Genomic DNA, 22,576 nt, shown 5'->3' on the forward strand with positions numbered 1-22,576 from the left:
ACACCCTATATCCACCAGAGGCCTCTCATGCCCATCGCGTTTCATCGTGTCTATCTGGAAAGCGCCGGCTATTTCATGCCGGGCGAACCTGTGTCCAACGATGCCATGGACAGCTACATCGCGCCGCTGAACCGCATGTCCAGCCGCATCAAGAGCCGCATCCTGGCCGAGAACGGCATCAAGCAGCGCTACTACGCGATCGACCAGGAAGGCGCCACGGTGTTCAGCAACGCGCAACTGGCGGCCAACGCCATCCGCGATTGCCTGCGGCGCAACGACAGCGACCTGTCCGCCGTGTCGCTGCTGGCCAGCGGCTCGTCGGGCGGGGACGCGCTGATGCCGGGCTTCTCCAACATGATCCAGGGCGAGCTGGCCGCGCATCCGATGGAAACCCTGTCGGTGCACGGCATCTGCGCCGCGGGCGTATCGGCCATCCAGACGGCCGCGCAGGGTGTGGAGCTGGGCGGCCATGCCAGCGCCTTGGCCGTGGCCAGCGAGCTGCCGTCGCGGCTGTTCAAGCGTTCGCGCTTTGCGGCGCGCGGCTACGACGCCGACTTCGACGCGCATTTCCTGCGCTGGATGCTGTCCGACGGCGCGGGAGCGGTGCTGCTGGGCAATAGCGGCCGGCCCCTGCCGGGCGCTTCGCAGGGCGTGCGCCTGCGCTTGAAGTGGGTGCACCAGCGCTCGTTCTCGGGCGACTATCCGGTGTGCATGCAGCTGGGCCTTTCGGCCGACCGCGCTCGCGGCCATCTGGACTATCCGTCCTGGAACGAGGCCGAGGCCGACGGTGCGCTGTCGCTGCGCCAGGACATCCGCCTGCTGCCGCACCTGTTCGACATCGGCATCCATGAATACGCCAAGCTGGTGCGCGACGGCTGGGTGGATCCGGATCAGGTCGACCACTTCCTGTGCCACTACTCATCGGAGAAGTTCATTCCGGTGGTGGAAGACCTGATGGAGAAGGCCGGCCTGGTGATCCCGCGCGAGCGCTGGTTCAGCAACCTGGCGTGGCGCGGCAATACCGGCGCGGCGTCCATCCTGATCATGCTGGCGGAGTTCCTGGAAACGCGCGAAGTGAAACCGGGCGAGCAGATCTTCTGCTACATCCCGGAATCAGGCCGTTTCATGGCCGCCTACATGCTGCTGGAGGCCGAGGCCGTCCACGCCCCGCAAGTCGCCGCGGGCGCGCCGGCCGCGGCTGCGCCGCGCGAGGACGCGAACAGCGATGACGCTGCCGCCATCGCGCCGCCGCATGACCCGGACATGGCGCCCCAAGGCCTGGGCCAGCTGCTGACCGAACTGGCCGCAATCTGGCACGACTACCGCTCGCGCGTGTGGCGCACGCCGGTGGTGCGGCGCCTGCGCAACCGCCAATTCCAGACGGCCGACTACCTGAACTGGATGGAGAACTGGATTCCGCAGGTGCGCGAAGGCAGCAAGTGGATGCGCGAAGGCGCGGCCTCGCTGACGGAGCAATACGCGCCGCTTGCGGCGTTGATCGACACGCATGCGGGCGAGGAGCAGAACGACTTCCAGATCCTGTTCCAGGACTATCGCACCGCGGGCGGCGAGGTCGCCGACATTGACGCCCTGCGCCGCAATCCCGGCGGCGAAGCGCTCAACGCCTATCTGCACGGCCTGGCCGCCACGCGCGACCCCATCGGCCTGCTGGGCGCCATCTACATCATCGAAGGCACGGGCCAGCGCATCGTGCCGGCGCTGCTGCCGCTGCTCAAGGCCAGCCTGAAACTGCCGCCGGACGCCTTCCGCTTCCTGGAGTATCACGGTCACAACGACGAGCATCACCTGGCGCGCTGGCTGTCGGCGGTGGAACTGGCGCTGGATTGCGATGAGGACGGCCGCGCCGAGCAGCGCATCGTCGACACGGCGCGCCGCACGGCCGCGCTTTACCTGATGCAGTTCCACCACGTGATGGAAGGCGAGGCGTGATGAGCAAAGAACCCGAGTTCCTCGCCAAGCCGCACGATCCCGCCGATCCCAGCCCCTGGCTTGCGCTCTACCTGGACCGCAGCACGCCCTTGCCGGACAAGGTGAAGAAAGCCTGGCTGACGGATTCCAGCTGCGCTTCGCGCCAATACCTGCTGCCGTTCCTGCGGCCGTTGGCGCGCGCCTTCATCATCCTGATCCAGGTCATCAAGACCTTCCTGCCGCGCCGCTGGTCGCATTCGAAGCTGCTGCACCGCATCCTGGCGTGGGGCTTGAAGCGCTTCGTGTCGCCGGAGGCCAACTGGCTGATCCTGCGCCACTTCCACCTGGGCGCGCAGATTCTGTCGTTCATCGCCGCCAACTCGCCGGTGCCGGTCACGACCACGCCGCTGGAGCCGCGCGATATCGATGACCTGAAGGACGAACTCTTCGTCAAGCATGACCTGAACTTGTTCAACTTCGTCATCCGCCTGAACCAGGCGCTGCGCGATGCGGGCGTGGAAATGCATGCGCCGCAGCGGGTCGATTTTTCGATGATCCGTGATCCCGATCTGCGGCTCGAAGACATGCCGCAGGGCAAGCTGAATTTCCTGGACCTGCAAAGCGCCATCGAGCTTTTCACGCCGCTATATCAGCTGATGCTGACCGACAATGACTTCTGGCGCGCGGCCAATTCGCTGCAGCTGGACGAGACCATCGGCATCTATGCGGCCAAGCTGCTGGGCGCGCCGCAGCACCTGATCCTGGTCAACAACAACCATCCGCTGGTGCCGATGTCGACCCTGCGCGCGGGCTACCGGCTGGTGCTGCACGGGCTGTCCACCGAGATGCTGCACAGCCTGCTGATGGAAATGAAAGAGGCGCAGCAAGGCGGGGAGCCGCCCGCGCCGATCGCCTGAGTCCTTACCGCTTTTCGGCGTATACGCCGAAGCGTTGCAGCTGGGCTTCGCTGTTGCCGATTTCGCGCAGGCTCTCCTCGCCGCTGTGCGCCACCAGCATGGCGGCCAGCGTCTGCGCGATGGACAGCGCAGGCACCACCGAGGGGAACAGCGAGGGCGTGTCGTTGGCCACCAGCAGCAGCGCCTTGGCGCCCGGGGCGATCGGCGACACTGCGCTGTCCGTGACCGCCACCACGCCGGCGCCGCGCTCACGCGCGAATTCCACGGCCGTGACTGCCGCCTGCGCATAAGGCGCCTGGCTGAAGGCGACCAGCGCGTCATCCGGTCCGATGCGGCGCAACTCATCGGCCAAGGTGCCGCCGACGCCGCTGAGCAAGGTCACCTTGTCCAGGAACATGCCGCAGGCATAGCTGAAGTGATAGGCGGCTGGATACAGGCTGCGCAGACCGATGACATAGATGCGGCGCGCGCCCGCCAGCAGGCCATGCGCGGCCTTCAGCGCGGGCAGGGCGGCGGGACCCAGGCTGCTGCCCAGGTTGCGCACTTCGGCGTCGAGGATGTCGGCGACCAGCCCCGCGTCTGCGTCGTGCTGTGGACGCTTGCGCAGCGCGGTGGCGCGGCCCGCGAAGCTGGACCCGCCTTCGGCCAACCAGTCGCGGTAGGGCTGGCGGAACGCTTCGTAGGTATCGAAACCCAGCTGCCGCGCCAGGCGTAGCATGACGCCGGCCTGCACGCCGGCATGGCCGGCCGCGGCGCGCATCGACTCCAGGGCGATGTCCTTGGGATGATCGATCGCATAGCGGGCCGCCTGCCGCAGCTTGGGCGGCAGGGCGGAAAACTGGGCTTCGATCAGTTTGTCGATGGCGGCTTTATCCATCTGCGCTCCGGGTAAGGTGCCGCGTATTATGGCGCATCGTCCGCCAGCGCCAGGTCGATGGCGCTGGCCAGCGCGTCCACCGCGAAGGCCAGTTCATCGGCCGTGCTGAGGTAGGGCGGCGCCAGCAGCACGTGGTCGCCAAGCTTGCCGTCTATGGTGCCGCCGCCCGGATAGCACAGCAGGCCCAGTTCGCGCGCCTGCGTCTTGATGCGCGCATGCAGGCGGCGCTGCGGCGCGAACGCGCGCAGGCTGCCGGGATCCTCGGCCAGCTCCACGCTCCAGAACATGCCCCGGCCGCGGATGTCGGCGACGTGCGGGTGTCGTTCCAGGCGCGCTGCCAGCATGGCGCCGAACTGCGCGCCCATGTCGGCGACGCGCGCCACCAGCTTGTCGCGCAGCACGATGCGCTGCACTGCCAGCGCCGCGGCGCAAGCCACCGGATGGCCGACGTAGGTGTAGCCGTGCTGGAACGAGCCAGAGCCCGCGTTGATGGCGCCGATGACGCTGTCGTGCGCCAGCACCGCGCCGATAGGCACATAACCGCCGCCCAGACCCTTGGCCAGCGTCAGCAGATCCGGCACCACGCCTTCCTGCTCGAAGGCGTGATAACTGCCGGTGCGGCCCAGCCCGCACATGACCTCGTCCAGGATCAAGAGCACGCCATGGCGGTCGCATACCTGGCGGATCTTGCGAAAGTAGCCCGGTACCGGCGCGACCGTTCCCGCAGTGGCGCCGACCACGGTTTCCGCGATGAAGGCGGATACCGTGGTCGGACCCAGCCGCAGGATCTCTGCGTCCAGTTCCGCCGCCAGGCGGTCGGTGTATTGCTCGTCGCTTTCCTCGGCTTCGCGGTAGTGCAGGGCAAAGCAGGGCGAGACGTGATGGCTTTCGATCAACACGGGCTGGTACAGCGCGCGGCGGCCGGCGTTGCCGCCCACCGACAAGGCCGCCAGCGTGTTGCCGTGATAGCTCTGACGCCGCGCGATGTAGCGGTAGCGCCCCGGCTCGCCGCGTTCGACGTGGTACTGGCGCGCCATCTTCAGGGCGGTCTCGACCGCTTCCGAACCGCCCGAAACGAAGTAGGCATTGCCCAGGCCCGCCGGGCTGTTGGCCGCCAGCAGTTCGGCCAGTTCTTCGGCGACCGGGGTGGTGAAGAAGCTGGTGTGCGCGTACTCCAGCGCATCCAGCTGCGCGACGGCCGCGGCGCGCACTTCGGGATGCGCGTGTCCCAGGCACGAGACCGCCGCGCCGCCCGAGGCGTCGAAGTAGCGTCGGCCTTCCTGGTCGACGATGAAGCTGCCTTCGCCCTTGATGGCGATGGGCAGGGGGCTGGAGTTGCGATGGATGATGCGGCTCATGGCGTCGTGAGTGGTGTGGTTTGTCAAATAAAACACATGGTATATTTGTTGTAAAAATAAACCAAACGGTTTTATTGCCACGTAGGCCGTTGCATCGTCATCATTCGCTCAAGGGGGCGTCATGAAGTTTTCCCATCTGTTGCGTCGTTGGACTTTCGGGATTGCGGCGGCTGCCGCGTTGGGCGCGGCTGCTCCGGCCAGCGCCGCCTGGCCGGAGCAGCCGGTGCGCCTGGTGGTGCCGTTCGCCGCTGGCGGCACGACCGACTTGCTGGGCCGCCTGATGGCCGAAGGCCTGGGCGCGGAACTCGGCCAGTCCGTGGTGGTGGTCAACAAGGCCGGCGCGGGCGGCAGCCTGGGCGCGTCCGAGGTGGCGCATGCACAGCCGGACGGCTATACCTTGCTGCTGGGCACGCCCGGCACGCAGATCATCAACGCCTACGTCTACAAGAAGATCGGCTACGACCCGGCCAAGGACTTCGCGCCGGTTGCCTACGTGGCGCAGGTGCCCAACGTGGTGCTGACGCATCCCGGCTCTGGCCTGAAGAACATGGATGACCTGCTGCGTACCGCGCGCGCCGAGCCCGGCCGCCTGAACTGGGGATCGCCCGGCGTGGGCAGCTCGGGCCATCTGGCGCTGGAGATGATCAAGCGCATGGGCAAGGTGGACATCCGCCATGTGCCGTACAAGGGCGCCAGCCAGGCCAACAATGACCTGCTGGGGGGCCAGATCGACCTGTCGGCCGACAACCTGCCCACCGCCTTGCCGCTGATCAAGGCGGGCAAGCTGGTGGCGCTGGGCGTGACCTCGGCCCAACCAGTGGCCGCCGCGCCGGGCGTGGCCGCCATTGCGCAGTCCGTGCCGGGATTCGAGCTGACCTCGTGGTTCGTGGTGATGGCGCCGGCCGGCACGCCGCAGCCCGTCATCGACAAACTGAACGCCGCCGCCCAGCGGGTGCTGGATGCGCCCGCCACGCGCGAACGGTTGGCCGCCTTGGCCGCGCAGCCCATGGGCGGCACGCCGCAAGCCTTGGCGCAGCATCTGCAGACGGAACGCGAGAAGTACCGCGTCCTGATCGAAGGCACCGACATCCGTCCGGAATAAGCGGGGAAACGCATGGGCAAGCGCACGAAGAAAAGGTTGGCGGTGGCGCGCTTCTGGTACGAAGGCAACGCCTTCTGTCCGGCGCCCTGCACCATGGCGGATTTCGAACGACGCGAGTGGCGCAAGGGCGGCGACGCCCTGGCCGCCGCCGCCGGCACGGCCACCGAACTGGGCGAAGTGGCCGAGTTCGCCCGCGCGCATCCGGACTGGGAGGTCGTGGCCTTGCGTTGCGCGTCCGCTCTGCCTGGCGGGCCGATAGACGACGCCGTGCACCGTGCCTTTACCGAAGAGGTGCTGGCCGGACTGGCCGCGGACGAGGATGGCTGGGACGCCGTCTACCTGTCGCTGCATGGCGCCGCCATCACCGACCTGCGCCAGACACCCGATCTGGATTTCGTGCGGGCCGTGCGGGCCTTGTTGCCCGACGTGCCCCTGGGCGCGAGCTTCGACCTGCACGCCAACCTGGCCCCTGAGCTGGGCGGTCTGCTGGACTGCGCCAGCGGCTACAAGACCTATCCCCACATAGACATGCGAGAGGCGGCGGGCCGGGTGCTCGACATGTTGCTGCGCACGCAGGCCGGCACGCTGTCGCCGCGGGTGCTGGTGGCCAAGCCGGACCTGCTGTTGTCCAGCTTCAACATGCGCACCGATGCCGGGCCCATGCGCGAATTGCAGGATCTCGCGGCAGTCCAGTGCGGCGAGGGCGTGGTCGAAGTCTCGGTGTTTGGCGGCTTTCCGTATGCGGACACCGTCGATACCGGGGCATCGGTGCTGGTGGTGGCCGACATGACTCGCGATGCCGCCGGCGCGCGGGCGCTGGCCGTGGCCGAAACCATGAAGGCGGCGATGCGGCGTCTGGAGCCCGCGTTTGCGGTCACCTTGCCGACGCCGCAACAGGGATTGGCGCAAGCCGTGGAAGCGGCGCGCGCGGGCGGCCTGGTGGCCGTCACCGACCCGGGCGACAACCCTTTGTCGGGAGGCGTGTGCGACACGCCGGCGCTGTTCCGCGCCTTGCTGGATGCGTCGATCGACCTGCCTTGCGTGTTCGCCAGTTTCGCGGATCCGGAGGCAGTGCAGCGCGCGCATGAAGCGGGCTTGGGCGGCGACTGCGAACTGGAACTGGGCGGCCGCGTGAGCCGTGATTTCGGCGCGCCGGTGCGTGCGGCGTTCCGGGTCGAACGCTACACCGATGGCGAATTCAGCAATACGGGTCCGATGGAAACGGGCGTGCGCACGAGCTGCGGCCGCACCGCGCTGCTGTCGCTGCGCGACATGCCCAATGTGCAGGTCATCGTCACCGAGCTGGTGGCGCCGGCCAACGATCCGGGCTTCTTCACCTTGCATGGCGTCGATCTCGATCGGGTGCGGCTGCTGTGCGTGAAGGCCAAGAACCACTTCCGAGCGGCCTTCCTGCCGCTGTGCGCTGCGATCATCGACGTCGACGCGCCCGGCCCCGCGGCGCTGGACCTGCGGCTGCTGCCGTTCCGGCATGCGCGCAGGACGCATTGACCAGCGCGCAAGACCTGCGGGAATAGCGGCGCGGACCTGCGCGCCTTGGTGTTGACCCTGCGTTACACGGCAAGGGCCTTGCGCTATATTGCGACCCTTGTCCCGCAGGCCCGCCGGGCGGCGTCCGCGCTGTCGTATCCCTCTTCCGGAAGTCGTTTACATGCCCCAGACACTTGAAGTCATCGCCACCCTCCTGTTCGCCGTGGCGGTTCTTCATACCTTCTCGGTTCCGTTCTTCGCGCGGCTCGCGCACCGTGGCGGACCGCATGCGGGCTTCTGGCATCTGTTCTCCGAAGTCGAGGCCGTGTTCGGCGTCTGGGCCTTCGTGCTGATCGTGGCGATGGCGGCGCTGGCCGGCCCCTCGCATGCCATCGAGTACATGGACACGCGCAACTTCACCGAGCCGCTGTTCGTCTTCGTGATCATGGTGGTGGCGGCCAGCCGGCCTATATTGGAACTGGTGGGGACGCTGGTGCGCCTGGTGGCGCGCGTGCTGCCGCTGCCGCGCGAACTCGCCACTTTCTTTGTCGTGATGTCGCTGGTGCCGTTGGGCGGCTCCTTCATCACCGAACCCGCCGCGATGACGCTGGCTGCCATTCTGTTGCGCGACGCCTATTTCCGCAGCAGCGGGCGCGCGGGCTTCAAATACCTGACGCTGGGCGTGCTGTTCGTCAACGTCTCCATCGGCGGCGTGCTGACTTCCTATGCCGCGCCGCCCGTGTTGATGGTGGCCTCCACCTTCGGCTGGGACTCCACCTTCATGGTGCAGCATTTCGGCTGGCGCGCCGCGATTGCCGTCTGCCTGAATGCGGCGCTGTTGACCTTCATCTGCCGCAAGGCGCTGCTGGAGCGCTCGGTGGGCACGGGCGGCGGCGTCGACGCGCCCGAAGGCGGCGATGCGCGCGGGCCGGTGCCGCTGCTGGTCATGCTGGTGCACCTGGTCTTCCTGGTCGCCGTGGTGCTCAGCGCGCATCATCCGGCCATCTTCCTGGGCCTGTTGATGATGTTCATTGGCTTTGCCGAAGCCTACAAGCGCCACCAGAGCCGCCTGATGATCAAGGAAGGCCTGATGGTCGGCTTCTTCCTGGCCGGGCTGGTGGTGCTGGGCGGCCTGCAGAAGTGGTGGCTGCAGGACCTGCTGGGCGGGCTTGAACCTTTCGTGCTGTTCTGGGGCGCTACCGCGCTCACCGCCATCACCGACAACGCCGCGCTGACCTACCTGGGCTCGCTGGTCGAAGGCACCAGCGAGGCCTGGCGCTACATGCTGGTGGCCGGCGCGGTCACGGGCGGCGGGCTGACGGTGATCGCCAATGCGCCCAACCCGGCTGGCTTCGCCATCCTGAAGAACCACTTCCCGGACGGCAGCATTTCGTCGGGGCGGCTGTTCCTGTCGGCCCTGGCGCCGACCCTGGTGGCGGCGGTCATGTTCCTGCTTCCTGTCTAGGGAGACGGCCCTCGGGATGCCCCTGAGGCGCCGCCCAAGGCGGGCCGCCGGGGCCGGACACCGGCCGTTCACGAAAAACCGCTAAAATTCAAGACTTTCCCGTATTTTTTCCGGCCTCGCCCACCCGCCGCTTCCGTTCGGACCAGGTCTTGCGACCCGATCCGGCCCCGGACATTGCGTCCGGCGACAGCGGCTCTTGATATGCCGGGCCCGCGCCTGGGAGCCCTAGATGCCCATTTACGCTTACAAGTGCAGCGCCTGCGGCCATGCCAAAGACGTCTTGCAGAAGATTTCCGATGCGCCGCTTTCGGTTTGCCCCGAATGTGGCGAAAGCACGTTCTCCAAGCAGGTGACCGCGGCTGGGTTCCAGCTCAAGGGCTCCGGCTGGTATGTCACGGACTTCCGCGGCAACGGCAGCGGCGGTTCGGCCTCGGCCAGCACGCCGGCCCCGGCTGAAAGCGCCGCGCCCGCAGCCGCAGCCGCGCCCGCAGCTCCGGCCGCCCCGGCGACGCCTGCAGCCGGTAGCGCCGCCTCCTAGAGCACACGCGATGCGTATGCGCGTCATCAAGAAGTACTTCATCACCGGCCTGCTGATCTGGGTTCCCCTGGTCATCACGGTGTGGGTGCTGGGCTTGCTGGTCGCGACCCTCGAAGGGTTCGTGCCCGGCTTCCTGTCGTCCGAATCGCTGTTCGGCATCGACATCCCCGGCTTCCGCTTCGTCCTGGTCATCGTGGTGGTGCTTCTGACGGGCGTGTTCGCCGCCAACCTGATCGGCCGCACCATGGTGGACCAGTGGGAGAACCTGCTGGGACGCATACCGCTGGTGCGTTCGATCTACAACTCGGTCAAGCAGGTCAGCGATACCGTGCTTGCTCCGAATGGTCAGGCGTTCCGCCGCGCGGTGCTGGTGCAGTATCCGCGCGCCGGCAGCTGGACCATTGCTTTCGTTACCGGCACGCCCAGCGGCGAAGTGGCCGACCGGCTTCCCGGCGATCACATCAGCGTGTACGTGCCGACCACGCCGAATCCCACGTCCGGCTTTTTCCTGATGGTTCCGCGCGCTGACGTCATGGATCTTCAGATGAGCGTGGACGCGGCATTGAAGTACATCGTTTCCATGGGCGTGGTCGCCCCGGTCCAGGCGGCGACGCCCGCGGACCGGCCGGCCGCGCCCGTCCCGGCTCCCGGCGTGCAAGACACGCCTCGCGCCGATTCGTAACCCTTACGCTATAACCAAGCACATAAACGGAGTCCCCCGCATGCGTACCTGCTACACCGGCCAGGTTTGCCGTGACCATCTCGGCCAGACCGTCACCCTGTACGGCTGGGTGAACCGCCGCCGCGACCACGGCGGGGTCATCTTCATCGACCTGCGCGACCGCGCGGGCCTGGCGCAGATCGTGTTCGATCCGGACAATGCCGCCTTCGCCACCGCGGAGCGCCTGCGCAACGAATTCTGCATCCGCGTCACCGGCCTGGTGCGCGAGCGTCCGGCGGGCACCGCCAACGCCGAGCTGGCTTCGGGCGAAATCGAAGTGCTCTGCAAGGAAGTCGAGATCCTGAACGCGTCGGTCACGCCGCCGTTCCAACTGGACGACGACAACCTCTCGGAAACGACGCGCCTCACGCACCGCGTGCTGGACCTGCGCCGTCCGCAGATGCAGCGCAACCTGATGCTGCGCTACCGCGTGTCCATCGAAGTGCGCAAGTTCCTGGACCAGCTGGGCTTCATCGACATCGAAACCCCGATGCTGACCAAGAGCACGCCCGAAGGCGCGCGCGACTACCTGGTGCCTTCGCGCGTCAACGCCGGCCACTTCTTCGCGCTGCCGCAATCGCCGCAGCTGTTCAAGCAGATGCTGATGGTGTCCGGTTTCGACCGCTACTACCAGATCACCAAGTGCTTCCGCGACGAAGACCTGCGCGCCGACCGCCAGCCCGAATTCACCCAGATCGACTGCGAAACCTCGTTCCTGAACGAGTTCGAGATCCGTGAAATCTTCGAGAACATGATCCGCCACGTGTTCAAGGTGGTGCAGGACGTCGATCTGCCGACGCCGTTCCCGATCATGACCTGGACCGAAGCCATGCGCCGCTACGGCTCGGACAAGCCGGACCTGCGCGTGAACCTCGAATTCACCGACATGACCGACGTCATGCGCGACGTGGACTTCAAGGTGTTCGCCGCCGCCGCCACGGCGCCCGGCAGCCGCGTGGTCGCCTTGCGCGTGCCGGGCGGCGCCGAGATGTCGCGCAGCGAGATCGACGGCTACACCCAGTTCGTCGGCATCTACGGCGCCAAGGGCCTGGCCTACATCAAGGTCAACGAAGTGGCCAAGGGCCGCGACGGCCTGCAATCGCCCATCGTCAAGAACCTGCATGACGCTGCCCTGGCCGAACTGGTCAAGCGCACCGGCGCGCAGGACGGCGACATCATTTTCTTCGGCGCTGACCGTGAAAAGGTCGTCAACGACGCCATCGGCGCGCTGCGCGTGAAGATCGGCCACAGCGAGTTCGGCAAGAAGACCGGCCTGTCCACCGCCGGCTGGAAGCCGCTGTGGGTTGTCGACTTCCCGATGTTCGAATACGACGAGGAAGACGGCCGCTACACCGCCGCCCACCACCCCTTCACCAGCCCGAAGGACGGCCACGAGGACTTCCTGGAATCCGATCCCAGCAAGGCTTTCGCCAAGGCCTACGACATGGTGCTGAACGGTTGGGAAATCGGCGGCGGCTCGGTCCGTATCCACCGCGAGGAAGTGCAGAGCAAGGTGTTCCGCGCGCTCAAGATCGGCGCCGAGGAAGCCCGCGAGAAGTTCGGCTTCCTGCTCGACGCGCTGCAATACGGCGCGCCTCCGCATGGTGGCATCGCTTTCGGCCTGGATCGCATCGTCACGATGATGACTGGCGCCGAATCGATCCGCGACGTGATCGCCTTCCCGAAGACCCAGCGCGCCCAGTGTCTGCTGACGCAAGCGCCGTCCGAGGTCGACGAGAAGCAATTGCGCGAACTGCACATCCGTCTGCGCAACGTAGAGACGAAGTGATCCCCCCCGAAGCGCCGTAGGCGCTTCCCCCCCAGGGGGGCGCCGCTACGGACCGGCGGAGCCGGATCCGTGCGGCCCGGCTTGGGGGCGTAGCTTGCTTGCGGCGTGGGGTGCTCGAATGGGTGATGGAATCTGTTGCCCTTCGGAACTGTCTTCTGAATTGGAGTAATCTGGCAAACGCCGCCTGCTTGTGGGCGGTGCTGGCCGGGCTGCTTTTTTTGCTGCGGCCGGTGGTTCCCCAGTTTTGAAAGGCGCCATTTTCCATGTCGCTCATCCGCGTCGTCAGCTACAACATACATAAGGGCCGCTCGGCATTGGGCCGGCGCGACTCCCTGAACGAATTGCGTCTGGGCCTGTATGGCCTGCGTCCGGATCTGGTCTTCCTGCAGGAGGTCCAGGGCCGCAATGAGCAGAAATCCCTGCTCGACGCTCAGCACGAATCGCTTGCCGCCGCCTTGCGGCTGGACGTGGCCTACGGCCGCAATGCCATCCGCCATGAGACGGACCACGGCAACGCGCTGTTGTCGCGTTTCCCTATCCTCGACCACGAAAACCAGGACATCTCCGACCATCGGCTGGAGCAGCGCGGACTGCTGCACGCGCGCATCGAACTCGACGGGCGCGCGGTGCATTGCTTCGTCGTGCACCTGGGCTTGTTCGCCGGCAGCCGCAGCCGCCAGATCCTGGCGCTGACCGAGCGCATCCGCCGCATGGTGCCGGACGGTGAGCCGATCCTCATCGCGGGTGATTTCAACGACTGGGGCGACCGTCTGGCGCCCCTGTTCGTGCAGCAGCTGGGCCTGTATGAAGTGTTCTCGCATGCCCCGCGCAGCCATGGCGGCGAATTGCCGCGCCTGCGCGACTCCGTCAAACGGCTGAGCAACGCGCTGCGCGGGCTGCCCAATAGCGGCGTGTCCGTCATGGAACGCACCAATCAACTCGGCATGGATGGCAATTCGCGCCTGCTGCTGCCGCCGCCCCGCACCTTCCCCGCGGTGTTCCCCTGGTTCCGTCTGGACCGCATCTACCAGCGCGGCTTTGCCGTGCGCAGCGCGCGCGTGCTGCGCGGCCGCGAATGGGCCAGGCTTTCCGATCATTCCCCCTTGCTGGCCGAGCTGGAACTGCCGTGAGGGCAGAGCAGTCCAAGCTGGACTGGACGGTGGGCAACGATATCCGGTTGCTCCAGAACGGCTCCGACTTCTTTCCGGCGCTGTGCGCAGCCATCGACGCCGCCCAGGTCAGCGTGCACCTGGAAACCTACATCTTCACCCCGGACCGCACCGGTTCCCAGGTGTTGGACTGCCTGGAGGCGGCCGTGCGGCGCGGAGTCAAGGTGCGCGTGGTGCTCGACGGTTTCGGCAGCGCAGAGTTCGTCGATCCCTTGCGTACGCGCCTGACCAACGCCGGCGCGCAGTGCCGCATCTTCCGTCCCGAGCCGCGCTGGTTCGCGCGCTACATTCCGTCGCGCAGCCGGCTGCGCCGCCTGCACCGAAAGGTCACTGTGGTCGACGGGCGCATCGCCTTCATCGGCGGCATCAACATCATCGACGACTACGATGACCGCGATCCGACGGACGGCATCACCGGGCCGCGCTTCGATTTCGCCGTGCAGGTGCAGGGGCCGCTGGTCACCGAGGCTGCCTATGCCCAGGAACTGCTGTGGGTGCGGCTGAACTGGGCGCGCCTGCGCCGTCATCCGCGCGACTGGAACCGCATGCGGCTGCTCAAGCCGCGCCACGCTTCCGTGGCGCCCTGTGGCGACCTGCGCGCCGCGCTGGTGCTGCGCGACAACCTGCGCTTTCGCCAGACCTTCGAGCGCGCCTATCTATACGGTATCGCGCATGCGCGCCGCGACATCCTGATCGCCAACGCCTACTTCTTCCCCGGCCGCCAGTTCCGCCGCGCGCTGGCCAAGGCTGCGGCGCGCGGCGTGCGCGTGCGCCTCTTGCTGCAGGGCAAGATCGAGTACCGCATGCAGTACCACGCCACGCGCTCGCTGTATGACCAGCTGCTGCGCGACGGCATCGAGATCTACGAATACATGCCGAGCTACCTGCACGCCAAGGTGGCGGTCATCGACAACGTGGCGACGGTGGGCTCGTCCAACCTCGACCCCTTCAGCCTGCTGCTGGCGCGCGAAGCCAACGTGGTGGTGGACGACCAGCCATTCTCGTGGGACCTGCAGGAACGGCTGGAGACCGCCATCCGGGAGGGCGGGCGCTTCATCCGGCCGCTGGAGTATCAGCGCCGGGGATGGCTGCGGCGCTGGGTCGACGCGGTGTCCTACACGTTGCTGCGCATAGGGGTGGCGCTGACGGGGACGTCGGACAAGTACTGACTGCAGAACTTGGGCGTTCCGCGCATTGTTTTTATGGTCCCGACAATTGAATACAATGATCGGCTGACTCCGGATGGATCTCCATTATTGTGAATAGTGCTCAGAAGCGCGTAGCCATCATTCAGTCGAATTACATTCCCTGGAAGGGCTATTTCGACATGATGGGCGCCGTGGATACATTCGTTTTCCTGGACGACGTGCAATCGACACGGCGCGATTGGCGCACACGCAACCGGATCAAGACGGCAAACGGCGAAGCCTGGCTGACGATTCCGGTTCACCACGACAGGGATCTGCGCATCTGCGAGGTAGAAGTGGCCGACAGGAAATGGGCCGCCAAGCATTGGCGCGCCCTGGAGCTGGCCTATGCCCGCGCGCCGTTCATGAACGAGCTCAGGCCCTGGCTCGCGGATTTGTATGACCGCGCTGGTAGCCAGGAGAACCTCTCCGCGATCAATCGGATGTTCATCGGCGAGATTTGCGCCTTTCTCGGCATCGACACCGAACTGAAGGCTTCCTATGAAGTCCTACCGTTCGAGGCGCTAGACCGGTTCGATCCGACTACCCGCCTGGCCGAACTGTGCCAGGCGGTAGGCGGCACGCACTACTTGTCCGGCCCCGCTGCCCAAGCCTATCTGGATGAGTCCATTTTCAATGAACGCGGCATCGGGGTGGAATGGATGTCGTATGCCGGGTATCCCGAATATCCCCAACTGCACGGCGAGTTTCGCCATGACGTGACCGTGCTGGACCTGCTTTTCATGAAGGGGCGCGATGCCGCGCGTTTCATTGCCCGTGACGTCGCCGCAGGCAAGGAGATCGCATGAAGCTGTCAGTGGTGGCGACCCTGTATCGCTCCGCTCCGTATATCCGCGAATTCCATCAGCGCGCCAGCGCCGCGGCGCAAGCCCTCACGGATGACTACGAAATCGTGCTAGTCAACGACGGCTCTCCCGACGAATCGCTGGAGATCGCGGAGGCGCTGGTGGCTGAGGATCCCAGAGTGGTGGTGGTGGATTTGTCCCGAAACTTCGGTCACCACAAAGCCATCATGACCGGGTTGACGCATGCCCGTGGCGAACGGGTATTTTTGATCGACGTTGATCTGGAGGAATCCCCCGAATGGCTGGAGAGTTTCGATCAGGCCATGCGTGAGGAAGGCGCCGACGTGGTGTATGGCGTGCAGGCGCGCCGCAAGGGTGGCCTGTTCGAGCGTTGGAGCGGCGTGCTGTACTACAAGGTCTTGAGGTGGCTGACTGGCTTCGCCCTGCCCGAAAACCTGATCACCGCGCGCCTCATGACGCGCCGCTATGTCGATGCGTTGCTGCAATTTCGTGAGCGCGAGGTGTTTTTGGCTGGCCTTTGGTACATCACCGGTTTTCGCCAAATCGCGCGCGTCGTCACCAAGCTCAGTACCAGTCCGACGAGCTATACGTTCAGGCAAAAGTTGTCGCTGTTGGTCAATTCAGTGACCTCGGTAAGCAATCGGCCGCTGATCTTCATTTTCTATGTCGGGGCGCTCATATCGGTTGTGGCACTCATTTACGGGGGCTATCTGGTCGCAAACTGGCTGCTGTTCTCCAACCCGCCCAGCGGCTGGACCTCGGTGATGATTTCGATCTGGCTGATGGGAGGCTTGGTGATCTCATTCATTGGGATCATCGGGATCTATCTTTCCAAGATCTTCACCGAAACCAAGCAGCGTCCCTACACTATCGTGAGAAAAATACATGGCCGAACGGAATCGAGACACATTGCTGAATGAGGTCGCCGATTACTATTCGGCGAAGCTCAAGGACCACGGCACCACCGCGAAGGGCGTGGACTGGAGCAGTGCAGACAGCCAGATCCTGCGCTTTGAGCAACTGTTGCGGATCCTGCGGGAGAATGAGGATTTTTCGCTCAACGACCTGGGCTGCGGCTATGGCGCGCTGCTGCACCACCTGCAGTCGAGTTATCCGCGGTTTTCATACATGGGCGTGGACGTCAGCGAGGCGATGATAGAGGCTGCAAGCCGCGATGCGCCTGCGCATGCCGCATTTCATCTGGGTTCGGAGCCTCCGTCCGTGGCAGATTACAGCGTGGCCAGCGGGATCTTCAACGTGCGCCTGAGCCAGTCGGAGTCTGATTGGGCGGCTTATATGCATGCAACGGTGGACGTGCTGGACCGCAGCAGCAGCAAGGGCTTCGCGTTCAATTGCCTTACGTCCTACTCGGATAGCGACAAGATGCGCCCGGACCTGCACTATGCCGATCCCTGCTACTGGTTTGATCTATGCAAGCGCAAGTATTCCCGTAGCGTCGCGCTCCTGCACGACTACGGACTCTATGAGTTCACCCTTCTGGTGAGAAAGTGACATGAAGCCCATCGTGATCTTCGGGGCAGGCGACATCGCCCAACTGGCGCATTTCTATTTCACGCGCGACGGCGGACGCGAAGTGGCCGCCTTCACCGTGGACCCTGCCTATTTGACGACGGACTCGTTCCAGGGCCGGCCGGTGGTAGCGTTTGACCAGGTGGCGCAAGCCTATCCTCCGGCGAGCCACGATATGTTCATCGCGCTGAGCTATGCCGGCATCAACCGGCTGAGGCGCGAGAAGTTCCTTGCGGCCAAGGCTTTGGGCTACACGCTGGCAAGTTATGTCAGTTCGCGCTGCACCTACCTCCCCGATGAGCCGCCCGGAGAGAACTGCTTCATCCTCGAAGACAATACAGTCCAGCCTTTCGTGAGCATCGGCGACAACGTGACGCTCTGGAGTGGCAACCACATCGGCCATCATTCGACCATCGGCGCCCATACGTTCATTGCGTCGCACGTGGTGGTTTCGGGCGGCGTGCGCATCGGCGAGAGCTGTTTCATTGGCGTGAATGCCACGCTGCGGGATCACATCAGCATTGGCGATCGATGCGTCATCGGAGCCGGGGCCGCGCTGTTTGCGGATGCGGACCCCGAGGGTGTCTACACGGCGGTGGCCGCCGAGCGTTCGCGGGTGCCTAGTTCGCGCCTGAAGAGAATCTGAGCATGGCGACGCATGGCGCCATCGTCTCCGGGCCGGCCGCACAGGTCTGGCGTCCGCTGGGCCAGGTGCTGGGGGCGCCTCTGGCCGTGGATTGGGCTGCAAGCCACGCCAGCTATCCCACGGCGGTGCCCTTGGAGGGCGGCCGGGTGCGGGTCTACTTTTCGCCGCGCGATGCCGCGGGGCGGTCTTGCCTGGCCAGCATCGAATTGTCGATCCAAGGCTCGAGTTGGCAGATCATCGAACCGGCCCGCGGACCGCTGTTGCAGGCAGGTAGCCGGGGCGCCTTCGATGCGGATGGCGTGACGGTAGGCTGCGTCGTGCCGCAGCCCGGTCGCTGGCTTGCGTACTACCTGGGATGGACGTTGGGTTTGCGGGTGCCGTTTACCAACTTTATCGGTCTGGCCGTCTCGCACGATGAGGGTCGCAGCTTCGTCAGGCATTCCATTGCTCCCGTCGTGGGGCGCAGCGAGGCGAATCCCTACAGCTTGGGCTATCCCTGGGTTCTGAAGGAAGGTGCGCAATGGACCATGTGGTTCGGAACCCATCTTGAATGGGGCAAAGAAGGCCTGGAAATGCAGCACGTGGTGAAGTCCGCCAATTCGAGAGACGGGCTAGCATGGCTGTCTTCGCCCGACGTCGAGGTCGGGCTGGCCGGGTCGCTGGACCCCCGGGAGTTCGCGGTTTCGCGGCCCTGCGTGGTCCCCTGGGGGCAGGGGCGGTTGATGTGGTACGCCAAACGCCATCCAGGCTATCGGCTTGGCTTCGCCTACGCGGGACCAGATGGCGTCTGGCGCCGGCACGATGACTGCGTGACCTTCGCTGGCGAGCCCGCAGCCTGGGAGGCGAGCGAGCGGACCTATCCCTGCGTGTTCCGGGTGGGGGACGATTGGTACATGCTGTATAACGGCGATGGCTACGGACGCACGGGCTTTGGCCTGGCCCGCCTGGAAAATCCGCAGGCCCTGCCCGCGATTCCGGCCTGACTCATCTGCACTGTTGCCGCGACAGGGTCAGCGGCCCGAAGTGCTGGACAGCCAAGGCTCGCAGTTGGCCATGGCGACGTTCGGCGCAGTAGGCGGCGAGCCGGGCGATGTACGCGTCATTGGCCAGTATCGGGATGCCTTCGGGGGATTGCAGGCGCTCCGGAAATCCCCGCCCTGTCAACTGCTCGGCGCGAGATACCGCGAAGGGCGCCAAGGTGAAGACGCCCAGCCCGTAAAACCGTTGGCCTTGTGCCGATGGCTGAATGCTCAGCACGCCGTACATGGCTTCAAACGGATAGTTCGCGCCCCAGATCGCGACCGTCTCTTGAGGGAAGCCCGCGAGAGCGGTGCGCAATTCCCGCGCTCCGGCGGCCATGGCGCTGGCCTGGGACAGCACGACGCCCAGGTTCAGCGCGCAGGCTGCTCCGATCGCTGCCGTCAGCAACGGCCCCGCGCGTTGCGCGGGTCGGGATGCCAGCAGCGGCGCCATCAGCAGGGTGGCGATCAGTGGATAGTAGACATGCAAGGTGCCGGGGCGTCCGGCCAGCCCCAGGCAGAATACGGCCAGGACGCAAAGCGCCCATGAAATGGCGGCGCGGCGGCTCCAGTATGCGATCGCCAAGAGCGCGGCGAGCGCAAGCAGCGGCACAAAATCGGAATACCAGAGCATTTGCACGCCGAGCAGCGCTTTAACCAGGGAGCCATTCTGGGCCGGTAACGGCCCTAAGTCCCGGAGCATGGCGTTGAGCTTGTCTGGATCCGCAATGTCCGCATCGACGAAGAACCAGTGCTTCAGCAGGTCCAGGTCGTTATGCGTATAACCGTAGCGCGCCAGGATGTCCGGACGCTGCTCCAGACTGTCGAGGGCGCCAAAGTCGGTGAAGGCGGCGCGCGGCAGATTGAGCGCATTGAATGAATCCCACTCGGCGCCTTCATAAGATAGCCTGTCAAACCAGGTTGCGCTGACGAGGATGGTGGCGAGCAGGACCAGCGCAAGCCGGCAGGGCCGGAGACCGGCAAGCGTGCGCCATGGCAGCAGAGGCAAGCCCACGATCAGCACGATGAGCGCTTCGTGGTTGCGTTCGAGAAAGCCGGCGAGGAACAGCGCGCACCCCGCCGCCAAGACTCGCCATGAGCGGTCGCGGGCATATAGGCACCAGCATGCGATGGCTGCCAGGCTGAGCAGACCTGCGTTGATCGTGAACTGCGGAAACAGGGCAGGGCGGACCAGGACAAGCGCGCAGACCAGCAGGCCGATCCAGAAGCTCGTCCCCAGACGCCACAGGGCGTACAGGAGGGTGCCGCTGGCGATGAGCAGCGAGGCCAGGCTTGCGATCGAGTAACCCAGCACGCCATGGACCGTGGGTATGGCTCGAACCAGATAGCCCCAAAGGATGTTGGAGAAGAACAGGTTCGGCGACCCGTGGTCAGCCAAGCCATAGCCATGCGCAACCATCGACATGGCGATATCGTCGTTGGTCATCCAGCGCGGGTCGGCATATTGGTACAGCAATGCCATCATCAGTACCGGGGCCAGCAGGGCTGCTGCCAGGGCCGGAATGCAACGCAGGCGCGCGGCGCCTAGCACGCCTTGCATCAGGCCTCGGCCAAGACGATGCGGATGACACGGTCCTGGTCCGATTCCGAGAGGTCGGCATACATCGGCAGTCGCAGCAGCGCCCGCGTAACGTGGTCAGTGACGGGCAAGGCTCCGCTGGCACGGGCATACTGCTTGCCAGCGGGCGAGTCGTGCAAGGACACGTAGTGGCTGGCCGCCTGGATGCCGGCTTGCGCCAGGGCCCGATGCATGCGCGTCTTTGCCTGCTCGTCGTTGAAGACCAGGTAGTAGATGTGTCCGTTGTGGGTCGCCGCATCAGGGATGAACGGCCGGCGCAGCTTGCCGGCGGCCTCGAGGCCGGCGAAAGCAGCGTGATAGCGCGACCAGGCGGCGACGCGGCGCGCGTTGATGCTGGCGCTGTGTTCAAACTGGGCCAGCAGGAAGGCGGCCGTCAAATCGCTGGGCAGGTACGAGGATCCGAGTTCCTGCCAGGTGTATTTGTCGACTTCGCCGCGCAGAAAGCGCGAGCGGTCCGTGCCTTTTTCGCGCGTCACTTCGGCGCGTTCCCCTTCTTGCTTCGAACGCGTCAGCAAGGCGCCGGCTTCCCCCGCCACGATGTTCTTGGTACCGTGGAAACTGAGAGTGCCGTAGTCGCCCAGTGTGCCCAGAGCCTGGCCGCGCCAGGTGGAGCCGAAGCCCTGCGCGGCATCTTCAATGATCTTCAGTCCGCGTTCGGCGGCGATGGCGCAGATGGCATCCATGTCGCAGCCCACGCCGGCGTAGTGCACCGGGACGACTGCGCGGGTAAGAGGGGTAATAGCGGCGTCGATCCGGCTTTCATCCAGGTTGAGTGTGTCTTCGCGGATGTCTACGAATACCGGCACCGCGCCACGCAACGCGAACGCGTTGGCAGTGCTGACAAAGGTGAATGAAGGCATGATGACTTCATCACCCGGCCGCAAGCCACAAAGCAGGGCCGCCATTTCCAGCGCGCCCGTGCAGGAATGCGTCAGCAGCGCCTTGGCCGTGCCCAGGTTCTGTTCGAGCCAGGCATGGCATCGCCGGGTGTATGCGCCGTCGCCGGTCAGATGGCCGCTTTCGATCACCTGGGCAATGTATTGGAGTTCGAGGCCGGTGTTCGGGGGGCGGTTGAAGGGAATGGGTTCCATGGGCGCGGCGGATCGATGCGAGGGATCAGGGGTTCATGTTGCTGACGGTGAGGCCGACCATGATTATGGCGATGCCTGCCATACGCTGCCAGCCAAGGGCTTCGCCGAAAAGAAAATGGGCGCTCACCACGATAACAGGGTATATCAGGCTGGTCAGGGGATAGGCAATGTTCAAGGGCAGCTTCGTGCTCGCCAGCGTCCAGCACACGAACGAGATGCCGAAGCACATCATCGCGAAGACAGCCAACGGTGACAGCAAGGCATGGACCACGAACATCAGCTTGCCCCACAGATCCGCAGGCAAGGCGCCCATGCGGTTTATCTGCATGCGGAAAGCGAGTACTGAGGCCGCGGACGCCAGGATCATGGCGCCTAGCAGCAGGAAGGCGGCAAGTCGGCTCATCGTGTGTCGCGGACCAGTCGGCGCAGGTAGTCGGAATAGGCGTTGTTGCCATAGCCGTCGGCCAAGGCCAGCAGCGCGGCGGTATCGATCCAGTGCTGGCGCCAGGCGATCTCTTCCGGACAGGCGATTTTCATGCCTTGCCGACGTTCGACTGTTGCCACCAGGTTTGCGGCATCGAGCAGCCCGTCGGCGGTGCCGGTGTCCAGCCAGGCGAAGCCGCGGCCGAGCCGTTCGACATAGAGCTCGCCCAGTTCAAGGTAGATCCGGTTCAGGTCGGTGATCTCGATCTCGTTGCGTTGCGAAGGCTTGAGCGAACGGGCGAACTCGATGACCCGGTTGTCGTAGAAGTACAGCCCCGTCACGGCATGGTTCGATTTCGGAACGGCGGGCTTTTCCTCGATGCTGATGGCCTTGTCGTTCTTGTCGAATTCGACCACCCCGAAAGGCCGGGGGTCCAGCACGTCGTAACTGAACACCGTTGCACCTTGCGTGCGCCGGCTTGCGTGGCTGAGCGCGGTCGACAGACCGACCCCATAGAAGATGTTGTCGCCCAGGATCAACGAGACCTCGTCGCTGCCGATGAATTCTTCTCCAATCAGAAAGGCATCGGCCAGTCCACGGGGATGGTCCTGTTCCTCGTAGGAAAGATTCATGCCGATGGGCGAGCCGTCGCCCAGCAGCTCGCGAAAGCGCGGCAGGTCCTCGGGCGTGGAGATGATGAGCACGTCCCTGATGCCCGCCAGCATGAGCACGGACAAGGGGTAATACACCATGGGTTTGTCGAACACCGGCAACAGTTGCTTGCTGATGCTGCGCGTTATCGGATAGAGACGGGTGCCTCTGCCGCCTGCGAGAATAATGCCCTTCCGCACGGTCATGCTCCTGGTTGCAATGCGTTAGCCGGCATGGAGTCGGGAGAA

At 65.2% G+C, this 22,576-nt stretch carries 21 protein-coding genes; 15 read left to right on the forward strand and 6 right to left on the reverse strand.

The window, feature by feature from the left end; genetic code table 11:
- Nucleotides 1-27: 27 nt before the first annotated feature.
- Together IB257_RS19780 and IB257_RS19785 are read left to right on the forward strand one after the other, a co-directional pair.
- Nucleotides 28-1,950, forward strand: a complete 1,923-nt coding sequence (locus IB257_RS19780; RefSeq protein ID WP_054457141.1) for a StlD/DarB family beta-ketosynthase — start codon at nucleotides 28-30, stop codon at nucleotides 1,948-1,950.
- Nucleotides 1,950-2,846 carry a hypothetical protein gene (locus IB257_RS19785; protein ID WP_054457139.1) on the forward strand — a complete coding sequence of 299 codons (897 nt, stop codon included), beginning with the start codon at nucleotides 1,950-1,952 and terminating at the stop codon, nucleotides 2,844-2,846. The genes IB257_RS19780 and IB257_RS19785 overlap by 1 nt, the downstream gene beginning before the upstream one ends.
- A gap of 4 nt (nucleotides 2,847-2,850) precedes the next feature.
- Here the strand turns inward: IB257_RS19785 and IB257_RS19790 are convergent, their stop codons facing one another.
- Together IB257_RS19790 and IB257_RS19795 are read right to left on the reverse strand one after the other, a co-directional pair.
- The gene (locus tag IB257_RS19790; RefSeq protein WP_119451790.1) at nucleotides 2,851-3,723 is read right to left on the reverse strand and encodes a MurR/RpiR family transcriptional regulator; all 873 of its coding nucleotides are present in this window, start codon (nucleotides 3,721-3,723) and stop codon (nucleotides 2,851-2,853) included.
- A gap of 26 nt (nucleotides 3,724-3,749) precedes the next feature.
- Nucleotides 3,750-5,081, reverse strand: a complete 1,332-nt coding sequence (locus IB257_RS19795) for an aspartate aminotransferase family protein (protein WP_192354812.1) — start codon at nucleotides 5,079-5,081, stop codon at nucleotides 3,750-3,752.
- Between the two features lie 121 nt (nucleotides 5,082-5,202).
- Here IB257_RS19795 and IB257_RS19800 point away from each other — a divergent pair, with 121 nt between their 5' ends.
- The 13 genes from IB257_RS19800 to IB257_RS19860 all read left to right on the forward strand — a co-directional run bounded on the left by IB257_RS19800 (nucleotide 5,203) and on the right by IB257_RS19860 (nucleotide 18,526).
- Nucleotides 5,203-6,183 carry a tripartite tricarboxylate transporter substrate binding protein gene (locus IB257_RS19800; protein ID WP_054457135.1) on the forward strand — a complete coding sequence of 327 codons (981 nt, stop codon included), beginning with the start codon at nucleotides 5,203-5,205 and terminating at the stop codon, nucleotides 6,181-6,183.
- A 12-nt stretch (nucleotides 6,184-6,195) separates the two neighbouring features.
- Nucleotides 6,196-7,692, forward strand: coding sequence for a M81 family metallopeptidase (locus IB257_RS19805; protein WP_192354811.1), 1,497 nt, complete (start codon nucleotides 6,196-6,198; stop codon nucleotides 7,690-7,692).
- A 160-nt stretch (nucleotides 7,693-7,852) separates the two neighbouring features.
- Nucleotides 7,853-9,136: a putative Na+/H+ antiporter gene (locus tag IB257_RS19810; protein WP_054457131.1), complete on the forward strand. Its 1,284-nt coding sequence runs from the start codon at nucleotides 7,853-7,855 to the stop codon at nucleotides 9,134-9,136.
- Between the two features lie 229 nt (nucleotides 9,137-9,365).
- Complete coding sequence (locus IB257_RS19815) at nucleotides 9,366-9,674, forward strand: FmdB family zinc ribbon protein (protein WP_054457129.1); 309 nt, start codon at nucleotides 9,366-9,368, stop codon at nucleotides 9,672-9,674.
- 16 nt (nucleotides 9,675-9,690) lie between these two features.
- Entirely contained in the window at nucleotides 9,691-10,356 is a 666-nt protein-coding gene (locus IB257_RS19820; RefSeq protein ID WP_054457127.1) for a DUF502 domain-containing protein, read from the forward strand.
- Nucleotides 10,357-10,396: 40 nt separating this feature from the next.
- Entirely contained in the window at nucleotides 10,397-12,184 is a 1,788-nt protein-coding gene (gene aspS / locus IB257_RS19825) for an aspartate--tRNA ligase (protein ID WP_054457125.1), read from the forward strand.
- A 263-nt stretch (nucleotides 12,185-12,447) separates the two neighbouring features.
- A complete protein-coding gene (locus IB257_RS19830; RefSeq protein WP_054457124.1) occupies nucleotides 12,448-13,314 on the forward strand; it encodes an endonuclease/exonuclease/phosphatase family protein in 867 nt (288 codons plus the stop codon).
- Nucleotides 13,311-14,522: a cardiolipin synthase ClsB gene (clsB, locus tag IB257_RS19835; RefSeq protein WP_054457122.1), complete on the forward strand. Its 1,212-nt coding sequence runs from the start codon at nucleotides 13,311-13,313 to the stop codon at nucleotides 14,520-14,522. Before IB257_RS19830 ends, clsB begins: the two co-directional genes overlap by 4 nt.
- 89 nt (nucleotides 14,523-14,611) lie before the next feature.
- On the forward strand, nucleotides 14,612-15,349 hold the full coding sequence (locus IB257_RS19840; protein WP_279636156.1) for a WbqC family protein: 738 nt from the start codon (nucleotides 14,612-14,614) through the stop codon (nucleotides 15,347-15,349).
- On the forward strand, nucleotides 15,346-16,287 hold the full coding sequence (locus IB257_RS19845) for a glycosyltransferase family 2 protein (protein WP_125471200.1): 942 nt from the start codon (nucleotides 15,346-15,348) through the stop codon (nucleotides 16,285-16,287). The genes IB257_RS19840 and IB257_RS19845 overlap by 4 nt, the downstream gene beginning before the upstream one ends.
- A complete protein-coding gene (locus tag IB257_RS19850) occupies nucleotides 16,253-16,879 on the forward strand; it encodes a trans-aconitate 2-methyltransferase (RefSeq protein WP_175212976.1) in 627 nt (208 codons plus the stop codon). Before IB257_RS19845 ends, IB257_RS19850 begins: the two co-directional genes overlap by 35 nt.
- A gap of 1 nt (nucleotide 16,880) precedes the next feature.
- Nucleotides 16,881-17,543 carry an acetyltransferase gene (locus IB257_RS19855; protein WP_125471199.1) on the forward strand — a complete coding sequence of 221 codons (663 nt, stop codon included), beginning with the start codon at nucleotides 16,881-16,883 and terminating at the stop codon, nucleotides 17,541-17,543.
- Between the two features lie 2 nt (nucleotides 17,544-17,545).
- Nucleotides 17,546-18,526 (forward strand): hypothetical protein, encoded by a 981-nt coding sequence (locus IB257_RS19860; RefSeq protein WP_125471198.1) that lies wholly within the window; start codon nucleotides 17,546-17,548, stop codon nucleotides 18,524-18,526.
- 1 nt (nucleotide 18,527) lies between these two features.
- Here the strand turns inward: IB257_RS19860 and IB257_RS19865 are convergent, their stop codons facing one another.
- From IB257_RS19865 to rfbA, 4 genes are read right to left on the reverse strand one after another with little or no spacing between them, the layout of a single operon-like run.
- Entirely contained in the window at nucleotides 18,528-20,123 is a 1,596-nt protein-coding gene (locus IB257_RS19865; RefSeq protein WP_192354808.1) for a hypothetical protein, read from the reverse strand.
- Nucleotides 20,123-21,253, reverse strand: coding sequence for a dTDP-4-amino-4,6-dideoxygalactose transaminase (gene rffA, locus IB257_RS19870; protein WP_192492702.1), 1,131 nt, complete (start codon nucleotides 21,251-21,253; stop codon nucleotides 20,123-20,125). The genes IB257_RS19865 and rffA overlap by 1 nt, the downstream gene beginning before the upstream one ends.
- Nucleotides 21,254-21,278: 25 nt before the next feature.
- Nucleotides 21,279-21,656 carry a hypothetical protein gene (locus IB257_RS19875; RefSeq protein WP_125471195.1) on the reverse strand — a complete coding sequence of 126 codons (378 nt, stop codon included), beginning with the start codon at nucleotides 21,654-21,656 and terminating at the stop codon, nucleotides 21,279-21,281.
- Entirely contained in the window at nucleotides 21,653-22,534 is an 882-nt protein-coding gene (gene rfbA, locus IB257_RS19880; RefSeq protein ID WP_125471194.1) for a glucose-1-phosphate thymidylyltransferase RfbA, read from the reverse strand. The genes IB257_RS19875 and rfbA overlap by 4 nt, the downstream gene beginning before the upstream one ends.
- Nucleotides 22,535-22,576: the final 42 nt, after the last annotated feature.

The sequence above is a fragment of the Achromobacter sp. ACM03 genome (genome assembly GCF_014851665.1).
In the GTDB taxonomy this organism is placed as follows: Bacteria; Pseudomonadota; Gammaproteobacteria; order Burkholderiales; family Burkholderiaceae_B; genus Achromobacter; species Achromobacter aegrifaciens.